The following is a 20426-nucleotide window of genomic DNA, read 5'->3' as shown; positions in this document are numbered from 1 at the left end:
ATTAGGGTAGGAAAGGAAGCGGTGAGATTTTCTGAATTGTTTGCAGATTGCGAAATTTTGGGAAAGTCTGACCGCTCTGTTATAGAGTAAATCATAGGTGCAAAGGTTTACAAATTGCTCATTTTTATAATATGGCAAATAGGCAACATGCTACCTTGAGCAGCATATCAAGCACAAACACTTATACTTGAATAACATCATAAATATCTTTATTAAATTCACTTTCATTATTTGATATCCAAACTTTTTCAGGAAATCCAACACAGATATACTTCATGGAATCTGTCAAAGCTATATTTTTACTCAAATAAGAAATAACATCATCCTTTGTAGAAAAGGATTCTATATTTTCTTTTAAAACTTCTAAAAATTTATCAAACCAGTTAGGTTGTAAAGGGTTTATAAGACAATTTATTTCAAGAAGTATTTTTAAAAAAGCAATTTCTTTTGATGTTAAATTATCATCTATCATAGTAAATAATACCTCTCGAACATATTCCATAATAAACCAGCCTTGAAAAACATTAATAAAACTTACTTTACCCGAAATGTTAATGGTTATATCAACATATTGTTGCAATCTATGTATTAATCTATAGATTGCAATACTAGCTTGTTTTCCATTGATGGGTAAATAAGTACCAATAGAAACGTAAGCACCTAAATTTATCACACTTTGTGCTGGAGATGTTTCTTGATTAGCATTTAATGGGAAACTATCACAAGTACTAAATATTACAATTGGAGGTAATTTCTTAATTTTATCTCTCAAATCATTGAGATTAACGGCTTTTCCATATAAATACAATCCGTAGTTGCCTTTATCATCAATTTTTTTGCCATGACAATCAAATATTAAAATACTTTCAGTAGCTTGATTTAATGTAGATACCAAATCGTCTTCAGAACAAACATCTACAAATCTATATATTGCATATAAATCCTTATCTTTTAAGTTGCTTATTTTATCTGTAAAATCTCTCAAATTAGTAGATTCTTCTAAATAATCGGTATTACTATTTATCATCTGCGTGATTTTATCACTTATCTGTTCGCTTGATTTAGGTCTTATATTTAAGGTATTCTCCATCAAATTCTTTAATGGGTCATTTTTATCAAAACTTCTAATGATAAGAATTTTTAAAGGTTCTTTTTTTATCATAACCAGGGTCTTGGGCATGGATAATTTATATTCATGCCTAGGTAACAAGCTATAATAATGCTTTAAAGCCAATGGGCAACCATTGATATTTAACCAGCCAATAGGTAAAGAACTATATAGTTTTAAATGAAAATTTACATTTTTATCTTTAAGAAAGTCTATTAAAGATATAATCCCATCATAACCCTTCATTTTTTTATCTAGACTTGTTATCAAATGAGATAATGATTTTCTATTTTCACCATCATTTCTGCAATGTGTAGAAATTATATTAACTTCTTGTCTAATATAGTTGATATTGTAATCCAATGAGAAAAATAAAAAATTATTTATTCTTGCATAAAATAAAGGAAACAATAATCTATCTTTTAAATCTTTAATAGTTTGATTTTCAAATTTTGAGTATGCTAATTTTCTGACATCTTTTGTTAACTCAAAATCCTTTGAGTACTTCCCGTAATAATAATATTTATGTTCAAATAAATGAAATATTAACCCTTCATGTATTTCAGGTCTCGATAAAGAAAATAAACTCTTATTTGCAAAAAGATCATTTAAACTAACACTTTTTTCATTATCAATTATATTAAAATTACTTTGGTTAAACTGCTCCATTAACTGCATGGATTTAACTAAGATTTCTTGCTCTTTTTTATTTAAATGGCTTATCTTTCCAGAAAGTAAAGAATTAATATCGATAAGCTTATAAGAGATTAACTTTGTAAAGTCATGAACTCTCTTTATAATCCAGGAATTAATATTAAAATTTTTACAAACTTGATCAAAATTTACAATATCTAATTCTGAAATAGTATGATAAAATTTACCTTGTGTTCTTAATATAAATTCTATTAGTCTACTTTTAGGCTCTCCTAAATTATGAGAATTATCCATTCTTATGATTAGGCAGAAAAGGTGATTATTGTATTCTTCCTCTATTTTCTGAGTATCTCTTTTGTGAATAAAAATGTAATTTGGGTTGATAACCCCTTGTTTTATGCAATTGTGTATTGTATCACTACTATTTTCAAATATCTCTCTTACATCCCAAGGAAAATTTAAAATTTTTTCCAGAACATCAACATAAGAATATTCATCATCATGCACAATAATATATTTTATATTGAAAAAATAATTTGTTTTTTTTGAAATTTGGTCAAAATCTTTACTCATGTCAATTACCTCAGTCTAAAAATAAGTGATATTGTGGTATTGTGATAATCCATAGATAGTCAAAAACACCGTTTCTAACTCTGAAAACGATGTTTTTCTCGCACAAAATGGATTTTTACCCCTTCAAACTTCCCACATCAATCACCAAGCGATTTCATATACGCCTATAAACAGTATTGATATCTTACACATTTTTCATTTCCACATCTGGCACGATATTATGCTCAACAAAAAAACATTTCTACTGCAAGTGGTAGAATTTTACAAAATTTTTACAATCACAAAATTTCGTGAAAATCCTACCGCACTTTTCAAAGTGCCTGAAAAATTAGCAGCGTATCTATACTCAACATATCCTTTCTATTGTGTATATTCCTTGTTACTTCACAATCGGCTCAGCTCGATCTCCTTCGTTAATCAACTCTCCAGCCTTTTTCACCACTTGTTCTCCGATTTCCAAGCCTGATAGAATTTCTGCCCTACCTCAATTGACTTCGCCTAAGCTAATCAGGTGGCGTTCTGTTTGTTTATTGTGATTGACCACCATCACAAAGGCGGTTACATCGGTGTTCAAATTGACTACACTCAAAAGCAAGGTGGTTTGGACTTGCATTTCGATCAGTTTGATTAAGGCTAGGGCTGGTGTACCGAGCGTGATTTTAGCTGGATTTTACAACCGAAACGCACTTTGCCTGTACAACTTGTTTGGTCAATTTGGGAGGAAAACAAGCGAATTTGCTCTCTTGCCGTGTGATCAAGCACTTGAGCTTTTTCCTGCAAATCCGTTTTTAACAAAGATATCGGGAAAAGAATAGAAGTAAAATAAGACAAATAGTCAGATTCAAATACTATACTTCATATTGTAAAAATATCACTCTAAATCTTTTAGGGCTTTATTTTACGCATTTACATTAACAAATATCTAAAATAAACACAACATATTGATTTATAATTTGCATTCATAAATAATATAGAAACAACCTTTTTAATTAAAATAATTTGAAAACCATCTTTTGATGGTTTTCTTTTTTCTCAGGGTTTTCATTGAGATAATTTTCTAAATCAGGTAAACTACCGTCCCGTCTTTGATAGCTAGTTATCTTCGATTTTTGACCGCACTTTCGGTTGATTTTGTCTGTAAGATGATTAGCTATAATCATTTATATCCCAATACAGATTAGGTTCCCTATGGCTACAAATTATATTTTCGTCACTGGCGGTGTGGTTTCATCGTTAGGTAAAGGCATTGCGGCAGCATCATTGGCGGCAATTTTAGAAGCTCGTGGTTTAAACGTAACCATTATGAAATTAGATCCATATATTAATGTGGATCCAGGTACGATGAGCCCAACCCAACATGGGGAAGTTTTCGTCACTCAAGATGGTGCAGAAACAGATTTAGATTTAGGTCACTATGAGCGTTTTATCCGCACGAAAATGACTAAACGTAATAACTTCACTACAGGTAAAATTTATTCTGAAGTATTACGTAAAGAGCGTCGTGGCGATTATCTTGGTGCAACAATTCAGGTGATTCCACATATTACCAATGAAATTAAAGATCGCGTTATTGCTGGTGCTCAAGGTCACGATGTTGTGATTGTTGAAGTGGGCGGTACCGTTGGGGATATTGAATCACTTCCATTCTTAGAAGCATTACGTCAATTAGCCGTTCAAGTTGGTCGTGAACATACGTTATTTATGCACTTAACTTTAGTGCCTTATATTCCAACGGCGGGTGAAGTAAAAACTAAACCAACTCAACATTCTGTAAAAGAATTGCTTTCTATTGGTATTCAACCTGATGTGTTGATTTGTCGTTCAGATCGTATGATTCCGCCAAATGAACGCGCGAAAATTGCTTTATTCTGTAACGTTCCAGAACGCGCCGTCATTTCATTAAAAGATGTAAATTCTATTTATCAAATCCCAGCATTATTAAAATCTCAAGGTTTAGATGATTTTGTCTGTGAACGTTTCCGTTTAACTTGCCCTGAAGCGGATCTTTCTGAATGGGAGCAAGTGCTTTACAAACAAGCCAATCCAGTGGGTGAAGTGACCATTGGGATGGTGGGTAAATATACTGAGTTACCCGATGCCTATAAATCTGTAAATGAAGCATTGAAACATGCAGGTTTAACGAACCGTTTAAGCGTTAACATTAAATATATTGATTCCCAAGATGTTGAAACCAAAGGTGTTGAAGTATTAAAAGGCATTGATGGCATTCTTGTTCCTGGTGGATTCGGTTATCGTGGTGTGGAAGGTAAAATTCGTACCGCACAATATGCACGTGAAAACAAAATCCCTTACTTGGGCATTTGCTTAGGTATGCAGATCGCGTTGATTGAATATGCTCGTAATGTAGCAGGTTTAACTAAAGCAAATTCATCTGAGTTTGATAAAGATTGTGAACAACCTGTGGTTGCATTAATCACGGAATGGCAAGATGCAGATGGTAATACAGAAGTACGTACCGATGAATCTGATCTTGGTGGAACAATGCGTTTAGGCGCACAGCAATGTCATTTGGTGTCTGGTAGTCGTGCTCGCGAGCTTTATGGCAAAGAAACTATTGAAGAACGTCATCGTCATCGCTATGAAGTGAACAATACCTTGCTTCCACAAATTGAAAAAGCAGGATTAAAAGTAACGGGTTTATCTGCAGATAAAAAATTGGTAGAAATTATCGAAGTGCCAAATCATCCTTGGTTTGTCGCTTGCCAATTCCATCCAGAATTTACTTCTACGCCTCGTGATGGTCATCCGTTGTTTGCAGGCTTTGTAAAAGCAGCTTATGAAAATCACAAACAATCTTTGAAGTAATGGATTAAATTAGAGTAAAAATAGCGGTGAGAAACAACGAATTTTTTCACCGCTCTTTTATTTTGTAAAAATAGATAAAGATCAAAGCATACGCATTTTTTACAAGACAAAATCTCAAAATAGCTTTATCATATCGCCTGTTTTAGGCTCGCCTAACCCGTTTTAATTAACTTAATTGAGGAAAATAAAAATGGCAAAAATCGTTAAAGTGATTGGTCGCGAAATCATCGACTCACGCGGTAATCCAACTGTTGAAGCTGAAGTTCACTTAGAAGGTGGTTTTGTTGGTTTAGCTGCGGCTCCATCTGGTGCATCAACTGGTTCTCGCGAAGCATTAGAATTGCGCGATGGTGACAAATCTCGTTTCTTGGGTAAAGGCGTATTAAAAGCTGTAGCAGCAGTAAATGGCCCAATTGCTGAAGCAATTCTTGGTAAAGATGCATCTAACCAAGCTGAAATCGACCAAATCATGATCGATTTAGACGGTACTGAAAACAAATCTAACTTTGGTGCAAACGCTATCCTAGCGGTATCTTTAGCAAACGCAAAAGCAGCTGCAGCGTCTAAAGGTTTACCACTTTACGCTTACATCGCAGAATTAAACGGCACGCCAGGCGTTTACTCTATGCCATTACCAATGATGAACATCATCAACGGTGGTGAACACGCCGACAACAACGTGGATATCCAAGAATTCATGATTCAACCAGTTGGTGCGAAAACATTACGTGAAGCACTTCGTATCGGTGCTGAAGTATTCCACAACCTTGCTAAAGTATTAAAATCTAAAGGCATGAGCACAGCAGTTGGTGACGAAGGTGGTTTCGCACCTAACTTAGCATCTAACGCAGACGCTTTAGCATGTATCAAAGAAGCTGTAGAAAAAGCAGGTTATGTATTAGGTAAAGACGTTACTTTAGCGATGGACTGCGCATCTTCTGAGTTCTACAACAAAGAAACTGGCAAATACGAAATGAAAGGCGAAGGCCGTTCATTCACTTCTCAAGAGTTCACACACTATCTTGAAGAATTAACTAAACAATACCCAATTGTGTCTATCGAAGATGGTCAAGATGAATCTGACTGGGAAGGTTTTGCATACCAAACTAAAGTGTTAGGCGACCGAGTTCAATTAGTGGGCGACGACTTATTCGTAACTAACACTAAAATCTTAAAAGAAGGTATCGAAAAAGGTATCGCGAACTCTATCTTAATCAAATTCAACCAAATCGGTTCTTTAACTGAAACTTTAGCCGCAATCAAAATGGCTAAAGATGCAGGTTACACCGCTGTGATCTCTCACCGTTCTGGTGAAACCGAAGATGCAACCATCGCTGATTTAGCGGTTGGTACAGCAGCAGGTCAAATCAAAACTGGTTCTATGAGCCGTTCTGACCGTATTGCGAAATACAACCAATTAATCCGTATTGAAGAAGCATTAGAACGCGCGGGTACTCCAGCAGCATTCCCAGGCTTAAAAGCGGTTAAAGGTCAAGCGTAATTCACGCTGAATTTACTGTAAAATCTCACCGCACTTTGTATAAAAGTGCGGTGTTTTTTTAGGGAGTTTTTATGAATACTCAATCTAATTCATTGCTTACTGAACCTTGGTTATCTTGGGCGATTGAAATTCAAAGTATTGCACAAAGTGGCTTGGCTTATTGTAAAAATATTTATGATATAGAACGCTATGAGCGTCTTCGAGATTTAGCAGCTGAAATGATTAGCCATAAAATGGCAATACCAAAAGAAACGGTTAAAAATCTTTTTTGTAATGAGGATGGCTACCAAACTCCAAAAATAGATACTCGGGCAGCGATTTTTCAAGACGATAAAATTTTGTTAGTGCTAGAAAATGATGGACTTTGGTCATTGCCTGGGGGATGGGTTGATGTATTGGAGACACTTCATAGTAATACAGTAAAAGAGGTGTATGAGGAAGCAGGGCTTGATGTGAAGCCAACTTTTATTATTGCAATCCACGACCAGCATAAGCATAACTATCCACCTTTGGCTCATCGTGTACAGAAGGCTTTTATTATGTGTGAAAGATTGTCAGGTGAATTTAAGAAGAACAGTGAAACGTTGGAGTCTGCTTATTTTTCCTTGGATAAACTTCCACCAATGAATGATGCAAAAAATACGAAAGCTCAAGTAGAGCTTTGTTTTCAAGCATATAATAGTTGCCATTGGATTACACAATTTGATTAGGAAAGATTATGTTACATTTAACTTTAGAGGATGAACTCTTTTTAGGAACGCCAAAGCAAGTGGGAACGCATTCTACGGTATTTGAGCATTTTGCTGTAATGTTTGAAGATGACGGTGAAACGGGCTATTTTTATGCACTTGATATGCGTCAAAATGCTCAACCGATAGTTGATATGTTGCATGTGTATAATGTTGATTCAACCTCTAATCATCATGAAGCGCGCAAACTTGAAATTTGTTGGGATGAGAGTGGTTATTTAGCATTGTTGCTTATTAATGGCTATCCTCATGCCGTATTTGATTTTGCTCGTTTAGTCGGCTATAACAGCAATAAATATCCACAACCAGATTTAATGAGTATGTGGACTCGTGAAGAAATTACCAATAAACAGGCCGAGCAATGGCTAGGCGTGAAAACCATTCGATAAAAATTGAGAACAATGAAAAAGAAAAATCAGATTTTAGTTAGTTTATCTATTGTGGCCTTATTAGGAGGCTGTTCAGAAGAACAAGTACAACGTGATGTGTATCAGTCTTTAGATGATTGTTTAGCGGATTGGAAAAAAATTGAGCTTTGTGAGGCAAATAAAAATACCGAGAGTACTCAGAAAACTGAAACCACACCACAACAGGGGCTTGGTTTAAATATTCGTGATAATGGTAATGCAGAAAGTGCGGTAAAAAATCCAGCTGAAAATAATGCACAAGCGAATCAAAGCGAGAACAATGTCGAATCGACTGCAAAAGCTGAAAGTACCGATCCTTCTTTAGGGGCCGCGATTGCTGGTGGAGTTATGGGGTATATGGCGGCTCGTGCAATTAGTAGTTTCCTTGGCCCAAGTTATCATCCTGGAAATCGAGCTGTCACCACGCCAACAGGGCAAGTTGTGCAACCGCAAACAAATCGTTCTGTTGGAAAACCAATGCTAGTGAAAGGAAATGCAGGAAGCATGAATAGCAAACCTGTATCTCGTGGTGGTTTTAGTAGCCCAAATAATACTAATCGTAGCAGTGGGGGCTAAATGAAACGTGTAACAGGGTTTCCTACTCGACCAGATATGGTGCAACAGCTACTTAATGTTGGGTTTGATTATTATAACTTGCCTTCCAGTGATGGATCTCATTATTGGTCTGATAATGTCGCCTATGAATTTACCTTAGCGGAAATTGATCGCATTGAGGATACAACTAATGAATTACATTCAATGTGTTTAGATTTTGCGGCGGATGAAATTAAAAAAGGCGATTATGAAAATTACCGTTTTACGGAGTTGCAAAAACAGCTTATTGAAAGCTCTTGGTGTAATCAAGATCCTTATTTATATGGACGCTTTGATTTCGGCTATGATGGCGAAAACCTTAAAATGTTTGAATATAACGCCGATACGCCAACATCTTTGTTGGAGGCTGCCGTTGTTCAATGGCAGTGGTTGGAGCAAATTGAGGGCTTGAAACACCGTGATCAGTTCAACTGGATTCACGAAGAATTAATTAAACATTTCCAATTTTTGAAACAACAAAGTGGTAAAACAGATTTCCATTTGAGTGCCATGCAAGATGCTGGCCGTGAAGATTGGGGCAATGTGGATTATTTAGCTGATGTGGCTTATAACGCGGGTTGGAATATTCATCAATTAGCAGTGGAAGATATTGGCTATAACAGCGAAACAAAAAAATTTGTAGATTTAAATGATCAGCCTATTGAAATGTTATTTAAATTGTATCCGCTGGAATGGCTAAGCCATGCTGAGTTTGCTCGCCATATTACAACGGCTGAAACACGATTTATTGAACCAGCATGGAAAATGCTATTAAGTAATAAAGCGCTATTGGCAAAACTTTGGGCGCGTTATCCTAATCATCCGAATTTATTGCCAGCTTATTTTACGCCCTTCGAATTACCAAAAGATTTATCAATGTGGGTGAAAAAACCATTGTTAGGTCGAGAAGGTGCCAATGTCTTCTATTATGAGAAAAACAATGGTGTAGAATTTGCAGCGAAAGGAAGCGAACATTCTACGTTTTATGGTAATTCAGGTTATGTTTATCAACAAAAATTTGAATTGCCGAGTTTTGATGGAATGTATCCCATTATCGGCTCTTGGGTTGTGGGTGATGTGGCTTGCGGTATGGGATTACGCGAAGATTTTACTGCAGTGACGGGTAATGATAGCCATTTTATACCTCATTATATTGTACCTTAATGTGTCCTGAGTATTGCTAAAATAACCAGAAAACTAACCGCACTTTTGTCTTTTTTGATAAAAGTGCGGTTATTTTTTTACCTAAAAACTATCACTAAAGAGTTATGGTTATTTTATCTGAAAAAATCTTGCAAAATATCAAATTTTGTTAGAATAAATCGTAGCATTTCTTTGAAATGAAAAATTAAAAGAGTAAAATGTCCTCGGTGGTAGAAGTATTTGAAGTTGTAAACATATTAGAAGTATTAAATTTTCATCAACTTTTTTAATATTTGGAGTTTGATTATGGCATCAGAAATTCAAAAACTGTCTTCTGTTGCGCTCACACCTGTTGAAGCAACGGATTATGCAGAAAGTACAGCTACTTATAAAGCAAATAAACGTCCATTTTTATCGTTTATGTCTGGCATTAGTGCTGGAGCTTGTATTGCTTTAGCTTTTGTATTTTACACGACAACACAAGCTGCTAGTGCCGGAGCACCTTGGGGGCTGACCAAATTAGTGGGTGGGTTAGTATTCTCATTAGGTGTGATTATGGTGGTGATATTAGGATCTGAATTATTCACCTCTTCTACTTTAACCTTAGTTGCCCGTGTTGGTGGTAAGATAACCACAACGCAAATGATCCGAAATTGGATTGTCGTATATTTAGGTAACTTTGTGGGCGGTTTATTTATTGCTGCAGTGATTTGGTTTGGGGGGCAAACCATGGCAGCAAATGGCCAATGGGGTTTAACAATTCTTGCAACCGCCCAACATAAAATTCATCACACGTGGTTTGAAGCATTTAATCTAGGTATTTTATGCAACATTATGGTATGTGTGGCGATTTGGATGTCTTATTCTGGTAAGACTGTTACAGACAAAGCTTTTATTATGATTATGCCGATTGGTTTGTTTGTTGCGTCAGGATTTGAACACTGTGTGGCTAATATGTTTATGATTCCGATGGGAATTATTACTGCACATTTTAGTACTCCTGAATTTTGGCAACAAATCGGCGTTGATCCGATGAAATACGCAGATTTAGATTTGTATCATTTCATTGTGAAGAATTTAATTCCCGTAACGTTGGGAAATATTGTCGGCGGGGCAATTTGCATGGGTGTATTCCAACGTTATTTAACCAAAACGCATTAAAGATTTATTTACTTATTTATTAATTAACAAAGGAAATGACTATGTCAGAACTTAATGAAGCGCAAAAATTAGCGTGGGCTGGTTTTACTGGTGGTGATTGGCAAGAAAATGTCAATGTACGTGACTTTATCCAAAAAAACTACACCCCATATGAAGGTGATGATTCTTTCTTAGCGGGTCCAACTGAAGCGACAACAAAACTTTGGGAGACTGTAATGGAAGGAATCAAAGTTGAAAACCGCACACATGCGCCATTAGATTTTGACGAGCATACGCCTTCAACAATTACTTCTCACGCACCAGGTTATATTAACAAAGACTTAGAAAAAATCGTTGGTCTTCAAACTGATGAGCCTTTAAAACGTGCCATTATGCCATTTGGTGGTATCAAAATGGTGGAAGGGTCATGCAAAATTTACGGTCGTGAATTAGATCCTGAAGTGAAAAAAATCTTCACTGAATACCGTAAAACCCACAACCAAGGTGTATTCGATGTTTATACGCCAGATATTTTACGTTGCCGTAAATCTGGTGTATTAACTGGTCTTCCAGATGCTTATGGTCGTGGTCGTATCATCGGTGACTACCGTCGTGTAGCACTTTATGGTGTTGACTTCTTAATGAAAGATAAATACGCACAATTCACTTCTTTACAAAAAGACTTAGAAGAGGGCGTAAATCTAGAAGCAACTATCCGTTTACGTGAAGAAATCGCAGAACAACACCGTGCATTAGGCCAATTAAAACAAATGGCTGCAAGCTATGGTTATGATATTTCTAACCCAGCGACTAATGCTCAAGAAGCCATTCAATGGATGTACTTTGCTTATCTTGCTGCAATCAAATCACAAAATGGTGCGGCAATGTCATTCGGTCGCACTGCAACCTTTATCGATATCTATATCGAACGTGATTTACAAGCAGGTAAAATTACTGAAACTGAAGCGCAAGAATTAGTTGACCACTTAGTCATGAAACTCCGTATGGTTCGTTTCTTACGTACACCTGAATACGATCAATTATTCTCAGGTGACCCAATGTGGGCAACTGAAACCATCGCAGGTATGGGGTTAGACGGTCGTACATTAGTAACCAAAAATACATTCCGTATTTTACACACTCTTTACAACATGGGTACTTCTCCAGAACCAAACTTAACTATTCTTTGGTCTGAACAATTACCTGAAAACTTCAAACGTTTCTGTGCGAAAGTATCGATTGATACCTCATCAGTTCAATACGAAAACGATGATTTAATGCGTCCAGACTTCAACAATGATGACTACGCAATCGCATGTTGTGTATCACCAATGGTTGTGGGCAAACAAATGCAATTCTTCGGTGCACGTGCAAACTTAGCGAAAACATTGTTATACGCAATCAACGGCGGTATCGATGAAAAATTAGGTATGCAAGTAGGTCCGAAAACTGCACCAATTACTGATGAAGTATTAGATTTCGATACAGTCATGACCCGTATGGATAGCTTTATGGATTGGTTGGCAAAACAATATGTGACTGCCTTAAACGTAATCCACTATATGCACGATAAATATTCATACGAAGCAGCATTAATGGCATTACATGACCGTGATGTATACCGTACCATGGCTTGTGGTATCGCAGGTCTTTCTGTTGCGGCTGACTCACTTTCAGCAATCAAATATGCGAAAGTTAAACCAGTTCGTGGCGACATCAAAGATAAAGATGGCAATGTTGTTGCAACTAACGTAGCAATCGACTTTGAAATCGAAGGTGAATATCCACAATATGGTAACAACGATAACCGTGTTGATGACATCGCTTGTGACTTAGTTGAACGTTTCATGAAGAAAATTCAAAAACTTAAAACTTACCGCAATGCAGTGCCTACACAATCTGTATTAACCATTACTTCTAACGTGGTTTATGGTAAGAAAACTGGTAACACCCCAGATGGTCGTCGTGCTGGTGCGCCATTCGGACCAGGTGCAAACCCAATGCACGGTCGTGACCAAAAAGGTGCGGTAGCATCATTAACTTCTGTAGCTAAACTTCCATTTGCTTACGCGAAAGATGGTATTTCTTATACCTTCTCAATCGTACCAAATGCGTTAGGTAAAGATGCCGAAGCACAACGCCGTAATCTTGCTGGCTTAATGGATGGTTACTTCCACCACGAAGCAACAGTTGAAGGTGGTCAACACTTAAATGTGAATGTGTTAAACCGTGAAATGTTGTTAGACGCAATGGAAAATCCGGATAAATATCCACAATTGACTATCCGTGTATCTGGTTACGCAGTACGTTTCAACTCTTTAACTAAAGAGCAACAACAAGACGTCGTAACTCGTACATTTACTGAGTCTTTCTAAGTAAATAAAATTATGTTTTAATATAAACCACTCACAGAATAGTTTTGTGAGTGGTTTATTTTTATATAGGAGAGCAAATTATGCTAACAGTTATTGCCCAATTTTCAGTAAAAGCGGACAAAATTAATGATTTTCTAACTCAATGCCAAGAATTAATTAAGCATACTCGTCAAGAAACAGGATGCGTATCTTATGAATTACAACAAAATAGCGAGCAGGCTAATCATTATGTTTTTATTGAGCAATGGAAAAGCAAAGCCGATTTAGAACAACATTTTGCAACGCCACACTTTACCTCAATTGTACCTGTATTGGTCGAGTATTGTGAACAAGCGCCAGTGGTGCAAACCTTTCAAAAAGTCAGCGAATAATGACCGCACTTTGATAAATATATTTTAATTATGAGCCTGATTTAAATCAGGCTCATTTTTTATAGACCAAATCTTTGGTAAAATTTAGCTATATCTAATTTTAGGAAATCTATGTATGTCAGTTCTTGGAAGAATTCACTCTTTTGAATCTTGTGGCACTGTAGATGGGCCAGGTATTCGTTTTATTTTATTTATGCAAGGCTGCTTGATGCGCTGTAAATATTGCCACAATCGTGATACTTGGGATCTTGAAGGTGGTAAAGAGATCAGTGTCGAAGATTTAATGAAAGAAGTCGTGACTTATCGCCATTTTATGAATGCTACTGGCGGTGGTGTTACTGCATCTGGTGGCGAGGCTGTGTTACAAGCTGAGTTTGTGCGTGATTGGTTCCGTGCTTGTAAAGAAGAAGGGATTAATACTTGCTTAGATACAAATGGTTTTGTACGTCATTATGATCATATTATTGATGAATTATTAGATGTAACAGATCTTGTTTTACTCGATTTAAAAGAGCTTAATGATCAAGTTCATCAAAATCTTATTGGGGTACCAAATAAACGTACCCTTGAATTTGCAAAATATTTGCAAAAACGTAATCAACGTACATGGATTCGTTATGTTGTTGTTCCTGGTTATACCGATAGCGATCACGATGTGCATTTATTAGGTCAATTTATTGAAGGTATGACCAATATTGAAAAAGTTGAACTTCTTCCTTATCATCGATTAGGTGCGCATAAATGGAAAACCCTTGGGTTAGATTATGAGCTTGAAGATGTATTACCGCCAACCAAAGAATCGTTGGAGCATATTAAAACAATTCTAGAAGGTTATGGGCACACTGTAAAATTCTAGAATGAATATCAGCTAACATAAGGAGTGAATAATGAAAAAACTGATTTTAATATTATCATTTGGGTTACTTAGCGCTTGTTCTATTCATCCTAAACAAAATCCAATACAACAAGATGTAAAACTCGCAACACCAACAGAAATTAGAAATGGCTATGTTCGTCTAGTGAAAGATATAAATTACTATATCGATACTAGTTCAATTTGGGTTGATAATGAAGAACCTCAAATTGTCCATTTTGATGCAGTGATTAACTTAGATAAAGGTTTATTTGTTTATCCAGAAACTAAACGTTATGCCCGTTCTGTTCGACAATATAAAATATTAAATTGCCAAAACTATCACTTAACCCAAGTCCGTACTGACTTCTACGATGAATTTTGGGGCGAAGGCGTACGTGCAGCCCCTAAAAAGCAAAAAAAACATACTTTACGCCTAATGCCTGATACTACACTTTATAATGCCGCACAAATTATTTGTGTAAATTATAGTAGAGAAATATCTGAAATAAAATCAACTAAAAAATAGAAATAAAAAATAGCTATAAATAAATTTATAGCTATTTTTCTTCTCTATTAAAAAAAACTTTGCCAAAGATGAGAAATCGGCATTGCTAAAAAAAGTGCCGGTAGCATATTTGCTACGTGGAAAATTTGAATATTGCAAATTCGAAAACCTGTAGCAATCATCAACACTCCACCTACAGCGCCAAAATCAGCACGCATTTCAGGTGTGACAAAAGGGATAATAAATACTGCTGAATATGCCAAAATAGATTGTAATACGGTTTGTGGGATAAAAATTGTTGTCACCGCATAACCTAATGTTGTTGCAAAAATCATTACAGTGAAAAAGTCCAAGAAAGATTTTATGATTAAGATGCTTGGGTCCCCTGTCATGCCTTCATTCATTGCACCAAAGATTCCAGTTCCACTAAAAGAAGCAAGAATCACAAGAGCCACAAATTTTCCTAAAAATTCATCATGACTAATCCCTTTAGGGGCAGAAGGAAATACCCGTTCTACTAGACTTTTAGCATAGCTAGCCAATTTATTAATACCATTTTCAAGCAAGATGATTTCACCAATAATTGTTCCAATCAGTATAGATAAAACCATTGCTGGCATACTTTCTACTTTAGAAAGCATTACTATTCCCATACACATTGAACACAAACCAAAAATTAATGTTAAATTAACTCGTAATCGTTCTGGTAATTTTCCACCAATCATTGCACCGATTAATGCGCCAGTAATAATTGCTGCCGCATTAATATAAGGCCCCACTATCATTATACTTCCCCTATTTTTCAAAAATAAAATAGCGCTTAAATATCAAGCGCTATCCAAAATACAATAAAAATTTACCGCACTTTATTACTTCAATAAGTAAGCCCGTAGTTGTGCAAAATCATTATCCATTTCATCAGAAAGCAATGGCAGTTGATTATGTTTATCTAGAGCTTCTGGCAATGGTAACTGAATACCAAGAATACGTTCTACAGATTCTTTAAATTTTGCAGGATGCGCTGTACATAGGAAGATTCCTGTTTCACCCGCTTTAAGTTGATCTTTCAACACTTGGTAAGCTATCGCACCGTGAGGTTCACATAAATAACCTTTTGCCTGCATCGCTTTTAAGGTATCTTCTGTTTCACTATCACTTAGCATACCCGAACCTAAATCAGTTAAATCCCAACCATTTCGTTTAAACAATTCTTCCACTCTTGGCCAGTTATTTGGGCGACTTACATCCATTGCATTAGAAAGGGTTGCAACTGTCATTTTAGGATCCCAATTTCCCGATTTCAAATAACGTGGCACTGTATCATTTGCGTTTGTTGAGGCAACAAAGCGTTTTATTGACAAGCCTAATGTTTTTGCGATTAATCCTGCAGTTAAGTTACCAAAATTACCACTTGGCACAGAAACCACAACATTATCACGTTTTTCTTTTGGCAATTGCGCTACAGCCTCAAAGTAATAACAAACTTGAGCTAATAATCGGCTGATATTAATAGAATTTGCAGAGTTGAGTCCAATAGTTTGGCGCAATTCAACATCATCAAAGGCTTGCTTAACTAAAGCCTGACATGCATCGAAATCGCCATTAATCGCAACTGTACGAATATTCCCACCTAAAGTACAGAATAGCTTTTCTTGTAATGGGCTGATTTTTCCTTTTGGATAAAGGATAACTACATTAATATTTTCTAATCCATAAAACGCATGTGCTACAGCCGCCCCAGTATCGCCAGACGTTGCCGTTAAAATAGTAATTTTGCCATCCCCACGAACTGCTGCAAGCGCCTGAGCCATAAAACGGCCCCCAAAGTCCTTAAATGCCAATGTGGGACCATAAAATAATTCAAGTGCATAAATATTATCGTCAACTTTTTCTAACGGTGCGGTGAAAGTGAATGCATTTCTCACCATCTCGTCTAACGTTGCTTTCGGTAATTCTTCACCAATTAATGCACCTAAAATTTTTTGGCTACGCTTAATAAGAGGTAATTCAAGTAATTCATCAATGTTATTAAGTTGAGGAATAACTTCAGGAAAGAATAAACCTTGATCCCGTCCAAGACCTTGACGAACAGCCTGAGAAAAAGTGACTTGTTCTTCGGGATGTTTGATATTGTATAAATTCATATTTAATCCGTTTTTAATTTAATTTTATCTATTTAAATTATGCTTATTTAATTTCTCTTGCGCCTTCGTTATCGACCTTACATACATGCACAAAACCTTCATTATTTTGTAAATAATGATTCTCTAAATAAGTTGAAAGTTTAATTGCATTTTGTAAATCAGGAGCAATGGAGAAAATTGTTGGCCCTGAGCCTGAAATACCAGTGGCAAGTGCACCTAAGTCTCGCGTAGCTTGTTTTACTTCAGCAAAATTAGGTAGCAGAGATTCACGATAAGGCTCGGCAATAACATCTTTCATCATAATCGCGGCAAGGTTTTCCTGATGGGTATGGCAAGCATGTACAAAGCCCCCCAAATGACGACCATGGGCAATCACGTCTTGTCGAGTATAGCTTTTCGGTAAAATTGCACGAGCTTCAGCAGTAGAAACTTCAATTCCTGGATACGCCAACACCCAATACCAATTATCAAAAAATGGAAGCTTTTGACAAATATTGCCGAGCGATTGCACCATAAATTGCACACCGCCAAGATAGCAAGGTGCGACATTATCATAATGGATTGAACCAGAAATACGCCCTTCCAATTCGCCCATCATTTCAAGCAATTCCATTTTCGAAAAAGGTTCATTATGAAACTGATTTAATACCACTAATGCAGCAACAATAGAACAAGCACTAGAGCCTAAACCAGAGCCAATAGGCATATTTTTTTCGAGCGTTAAACGCAAAGGCTTCACATTTGCTCCACGTAATTTTAATTGCTCGCTAAATAGCACATAAGCTTGGTAAACAATATTTTTTTGTGGTTCTTTCGGTAATTTACGAACAAAATAGCCCGCACTTTCTAACTCAAAACCACTTGAAATAGATTCTATTTGAACCACATCACCTAACAAAGAACCATCAATAGGAGAGATCGCAGCACCTAAAGTATCGAAACCTACGCTAATATTCGCGCTAGATGCAGGGGCGTAAATTCTTAACATCTGAAATCCTTATTAATGTTGTAATGTTCTTAAAATATCTGCAAAGATACCTGCCGCAGTAACTGCATTGCCAGCGCCATAACCACGTAATAAAAGTGGGATAGGTTGGTAATAACGAGTATAAAATGCCAAAGCATTTTCACCATCTTTCACTTTATAAAGTGGATTATTCTGATCGACTGCAACAATAGATACTTTACATTTACCTTCACAAATTTTTCCAACATAACGCAGTACTTTGCCTTCAGCTTTAGCGGTGGAAACACGAGTTTTAAACTCTTCATCAAGCTGCGGCAACATTGCCATAAATTCATCTGCAGATTTTCCTTCAGAGAAGCCTTTCGGCAATACACCTTCAACTTCAACATCTGAAAGCTCAAGTTCAATGCCTGCTTCACGAGCAAGAATTAATAATTTGCGCGCGACATCTTGTCCAGAAAGATCATCACGGGGATCTGGCTCAGTAAAGCCTTTTTCACGCGCAAGTGCGGTGACTTCTGAAAGAGAAAGCCCTTCTTCCAATTTACCAAAAATAAAGGAAAGGGAGCCAGATAAAATGCCTTCAAAATATTCAAGTTCATCACCCGCAGCAAGTAAGTTTTGAAGATTTTCAATTACTGGCAAACCAGCGCCCACATTGGTTTCATATAAGAATTTATGTTGGCTTGCTTGAGCGTTTTGGCGTAACTCATTGTAATAAGCTAATTCTCGTGTATTCGCTTTTTTATTTGGCGTGACCACATGGAAACCTTCTTTTAACGCACGAGCATAAAGCCCAGCTACAGATTCGGCTGAGGTACAATCTACAAATACTGGATTCACCACATGATGTAATTTAATGAAAGAAAGCAATACATCAAAATCTGATGGCTGAGTCGCATTTTCTAAATCGGTTTTCCAATCGTCTAAACATAATCCATTTTCATCGAGCAACATTCGGTTGGAATTCGCAATAGCGCAAACTCGAATTTCAACATTCTTCTTTGCTAGATACTCCTTTTGACGCTTTACCTGCTCAATTAATTCTCCGCCTACTCCACCAACGCCCACTAAAAACATATCCACGACTTTTTTATTATTGAAAAGCGCCTGATGGGTAGCTTTCACCGCTTCAATCGCTTTATTTTGCGGCACAACTGCAGAAATTGAACGTTCACTAGAACCCTGTGCAATCGCCACAATGCTAATATTTGCTTGTGCTAACGCAGAGAAGAAACGAGCAGCAATGCCTTTCGCTTGCTTCATTCCATCACCCACAACAGAAATAATGGATAAATCTTTAATCACTTCAATTGGTTCTAATTGATGTTCATTTAATTCATTAGCAAACTCAGTTTCTAGTACGGTTTTCGCTACTTCTGCAGATTTCACTGGCACGCAGAAGCTAATACTGTATTCAGATGAAGACTGGGTAATTAAGATGACTGAAATGCCTGCGCCTGACATAGCTGAAAATACGCGAGATGCCATGCCTACCATACCTTGCATACCAGGGCCTGATACATTAAACATCGCCAAGTTATCTAAGTTAGTGATACCTTTGACTTGTAAACCTTCTGATTTCACATTGCCATCAATAATCGAACCCGGCGCAGAAGGATTTCCTGTATTTTTAATGACACAAGGAATATTTTGTGGCAACAATGGGCCAATCGTACGAGGATGAATCACTTTCGCACCGAAATAAGAAAGTTCCATAGCTTCACGATAAGAAAGAGTTGGTAATAAACGTGCATCAGGCACTAAACGCGGATCGCAAGTATAAACGCCATCCACATCGGTCCAAATTTCGCATACGCTTGCGCCTAAACAAGCGGCTAAACAGGCAGCAGAATAGTCTGAGCCATTACGACCGAGCAGCACCAACTCACCTTTTTCGTTACCCGCAGTAAAGCCTGCCATAAGCACCACTTTATCTTTTGCGATACTTGCTGCATCAACACGTTTTGTTGATTCTTCAATTTCAACAGAAGATTCGAGGTAACCGCCTTTTGCCAATAATTGTTTGACAGGATCCACAATATGTACGCTATAGCCACGCGCTTCAAACCAAGCTTTCATCATTGCGATAGAAAGTTTTTCACCACGGCAATCAATCGTCGCTTTAACTGCATCTTCTACTTTTCCTGCTTGGCTAATTTCTTCTAATAATCCTTTGATTTGAGCAAATTCAGCATCAATAAGCGCCTTGGTGCCATTTAAGTCGAATTGATTATTTTCGGCATGTAAGCCATTGATGATGTTATAGAAAATTTCGATTGCTTCGTTGAAATGCGTATCGGTTGGTTGATTTAATGCAGCTTTTTCAGAAAGGGCGACGAGATGATTGGTTATTTTGGCTGGTGCTGATAAAACACCTGCAGCTTGCTCTTCTAAATGAGCTCGCTCGATCAATTTCGCTGCTTGGGAAAAACGTTCCGGATTTGCAAGCGAAGTGCCGCCAAATTTAAGTACGCGCATGATTGGTTCTCCTAGAGATATTGTGTTTTTAA

The 20426-nt window shown here is 36.8% G+C and carries 17 protein-coding genes; 11 read left to right on the top strand and 6 right to left on the bottom strand.

Going from position 1 to position 20426, the window contains the following annotated elements; genetic code table 11:
- Positions 1 to 181: 181 nt before the first annotated feature.
- Together A9501_RS00545 and A9501_RS09775 are read right to left on the bottom strand one after the other, a co-directional pair.
- Positions 182 to 2335 carry a hypothetical protein gene (locus A9501_RS00545; protein WP_065264506.1) on the bottom strand — a complete coding sequence of 718 codons (2154 nt, stop codon included), beginning with the start codon at positions 2333 to 2335 and terminating at the stop codon, positions 182 to 184.
- Between the two features lie 484 nt (positions 2336 to 2819).
- Positions 2820 to 2948, bottom strand: a complete 129-nt coding sequence (locus tag A9501_RS09775; protein ID WP_257006465.1) for a hypothetical protein — start codon at positions 2946 to 2948, stop codon at positions 2820 to 2822.
- Between the two features lie 575 nt (positions 2949 to 3523).
- On the opposite strand from A9501_RS09775, the gene pyrG reads away from it, so the two are divergent.
- The 11 genes from pyrG (at position 3524) to A9501_RS00485 (ending at position 14823) form a co-directional block, all read left to right on the top strand.
- On the top strand, positions 3524 to 5161 hold the full coding sequence (gene pyrG / locus A9501_RS00535; protein WP_065264504.1) for a glutamine hydrolyzing CTP synthase: 1638 nt from the start codon (positions 3524 to 3526) through the stop codon (positions 5159 to 5161).
- A 190-nt stretch (positions 5162 to 5351) separates the two neighbouring features.
- Positions 5352 to 6662, top strand: a complete 1311-nt coding sequence (gene eno / locus A9501_RS00530) for a phosphopyruvate hydratase (protein ID WP_005635098.1) — start codon at positions 5352 to 5354, stop codon at positions 6660 to 6662.
- A gap of 71 nt (positions 6663 to 6733) precedes the next feature.
- Entirely contained in the window at positions 6734 to 7372 is a 639-nt protein-coding gene (locus A9501_RS00525; protein WP_046950595.1) for an NUDIX hydrolase N-terminal domain-containing protein, read from the top strand.
- 8 nt (positions 7373 to 7380) lie between these two features.
- Positions 7381 to 7800, top strand: coding sequence for a DUF2251 domain-containing protein (locus A9501_RS00520; RefSeq protein ID WP_005636440.1), 420 nt, complete (start codon positions 7381 to 7383; stop codon positions 7798 to 7800).
- Between the two features lie 12 nt (positions 7801 to 7812).
- Positions 7813 to 8394, top strand: coding sequence for a hypothetical protein (locus A9501_RS00515; RefSeq protein ID WP_065264503.1), 582 nt, complete (start codon positions 7813 to 7815; stop codon positions 8392 to 8394).
- Complete coding sequence (locus tag A9501_RS00510; protein WP_065264502.1) at positions 8395 to 9576, top strand: glutathionylspermidine synthase family protein; 1182 nt, start codon at positions 8395 to 8397, stop codon at positions 9574 to 9576.
- A 285-nt stretch (positions 9577 to 9861) separates the two neighbouring features.
- Positions 9862 to 10716, top strand: a complete 855-nt coding sequence (focA, locus tag A9501_RS00505; protein ID WP_005627709.1) for a formate transporter FocA — start codon at positions 9862 to 9864, stop codon at positions 10714 to 10716.
- A 41-nt stretch (positions 10717 to 10757) separates the two neighbouring features.
- The gene (gene pflB, locus A9501_RS00500; RefSeq protein WP_065264501.1) at positions 10758 to 13070 is read left to right on the top strand and encodes a formate C-acetyltransferase; all 2313 of its coding nucleotides are present in this window, start codon (positions 10758 to 10760) and stop codon (positions 13068 to 13070) included.
- 80 nt (positions 13071 to 13150) lie between these two features.
- On the top strand, positions 13151 to 13441 hold the full coding sequence (locus A9501_RS00495; protein ID WP_005636456.1) for a putative quinol monooxygenase: 291 nt from the start codon (positions 13151 to 13153) through the stop codon (positions 13439 to 13441).
- Between the two features lie 115 nt (positions 13442 to 13556).
- Positions 13557 to 14297, top strand: coding sequence for a pyruvate formate lyase 1-activating protein (gene pflA, locus A9501_RS00490; RefSeq protein WP_005636458.1), 741 nt, complete (start codon positions 13557 to 13559; stop codon positions 14295 to 14297).
- Positions 14298 to 14328: 31 nt separating this feature from the next.
- Positions 14329 to 14823, top strand: a complete 495-nt coding sequence (locus A9501_RS00485) for a surface-adhesin E family protein (RefSeq protein ID WP_065264500.1) — start codon at positions 14329 to 14331, stop codon at positions 14821 to 14823.
- A 47-nt stretch (positions 14824 to 14870) separates the two neighbouring features.
- On the opposite strand, the gene A9501_RS00480 is transcribed toward A9501_RS00485, so the two are convergent.
- The 4 genes from A9501_RS00480 to thrA form a co-directional block, all read right to left on the bottom strand.
- Positions 14871 to 15587 (bottom strand): DUF554 domain-containing protein, encoded by a 717-nt coding sequence (locus A9501_RS00480; protein ID WP_065264499.1) that lies wholly within the window; start codon positions 15585 to 15587, stop codon positions 14871 to 14873.
- An 84-nt stretch (positions 15588 to 15671) separates the two neighbouring features.
- On the bottom strand, positions 15672 to 16946 hold the full coding sequence (thrC, locus tag A9501_RS00475) for a threonine synthase (protein WP_065264498.1): 1275 nt from the start codon (positions 16944 to 16946) through the stop codon (positions 15672 to 15674).
- Positions 16947 to 16989: 43 nt separating this feature from the next.
- A complete protein-coding gene (gene thrB, locus A9501_RS00470) occupies positions 16990 to 17934 on the bottom strand; it encodes a homoserine kinase (protein ID WP_065264497.1) in 945 nt (314 codons plus the stop codon).
- Between the two features lie 12 nt (positions 17935 to 17946).
- A complete protein-coding gene (gene thrA / locus A9501_RS00465; RefSeq protein ID WP_065264496.1) occupies positions 17947 to 20394 on the bottom strand; it encodes a bifunctional aspartate kinase/homoserine dehydrogenase I in 2448 nt (815 codons plus the stop codon).
- Positions 20395 to 20426 lie beyond the last annotated feature (32 nt).

The sequence above is a fragment of the Haemophilus sp. CCUG 66565 genome (assembly GCF_001679495.1).
Classification (GTDB): domain Bacteria; phylum Pseudomonadota; class Gammaproteobacteria; order Enterobacterales; family Pasteurellaceae; genus Haemophilus; species Haemophilus haemolyticus_K.
This window is presented reverse-complemented; position numbering and strand designations above follow the sequence as displayed.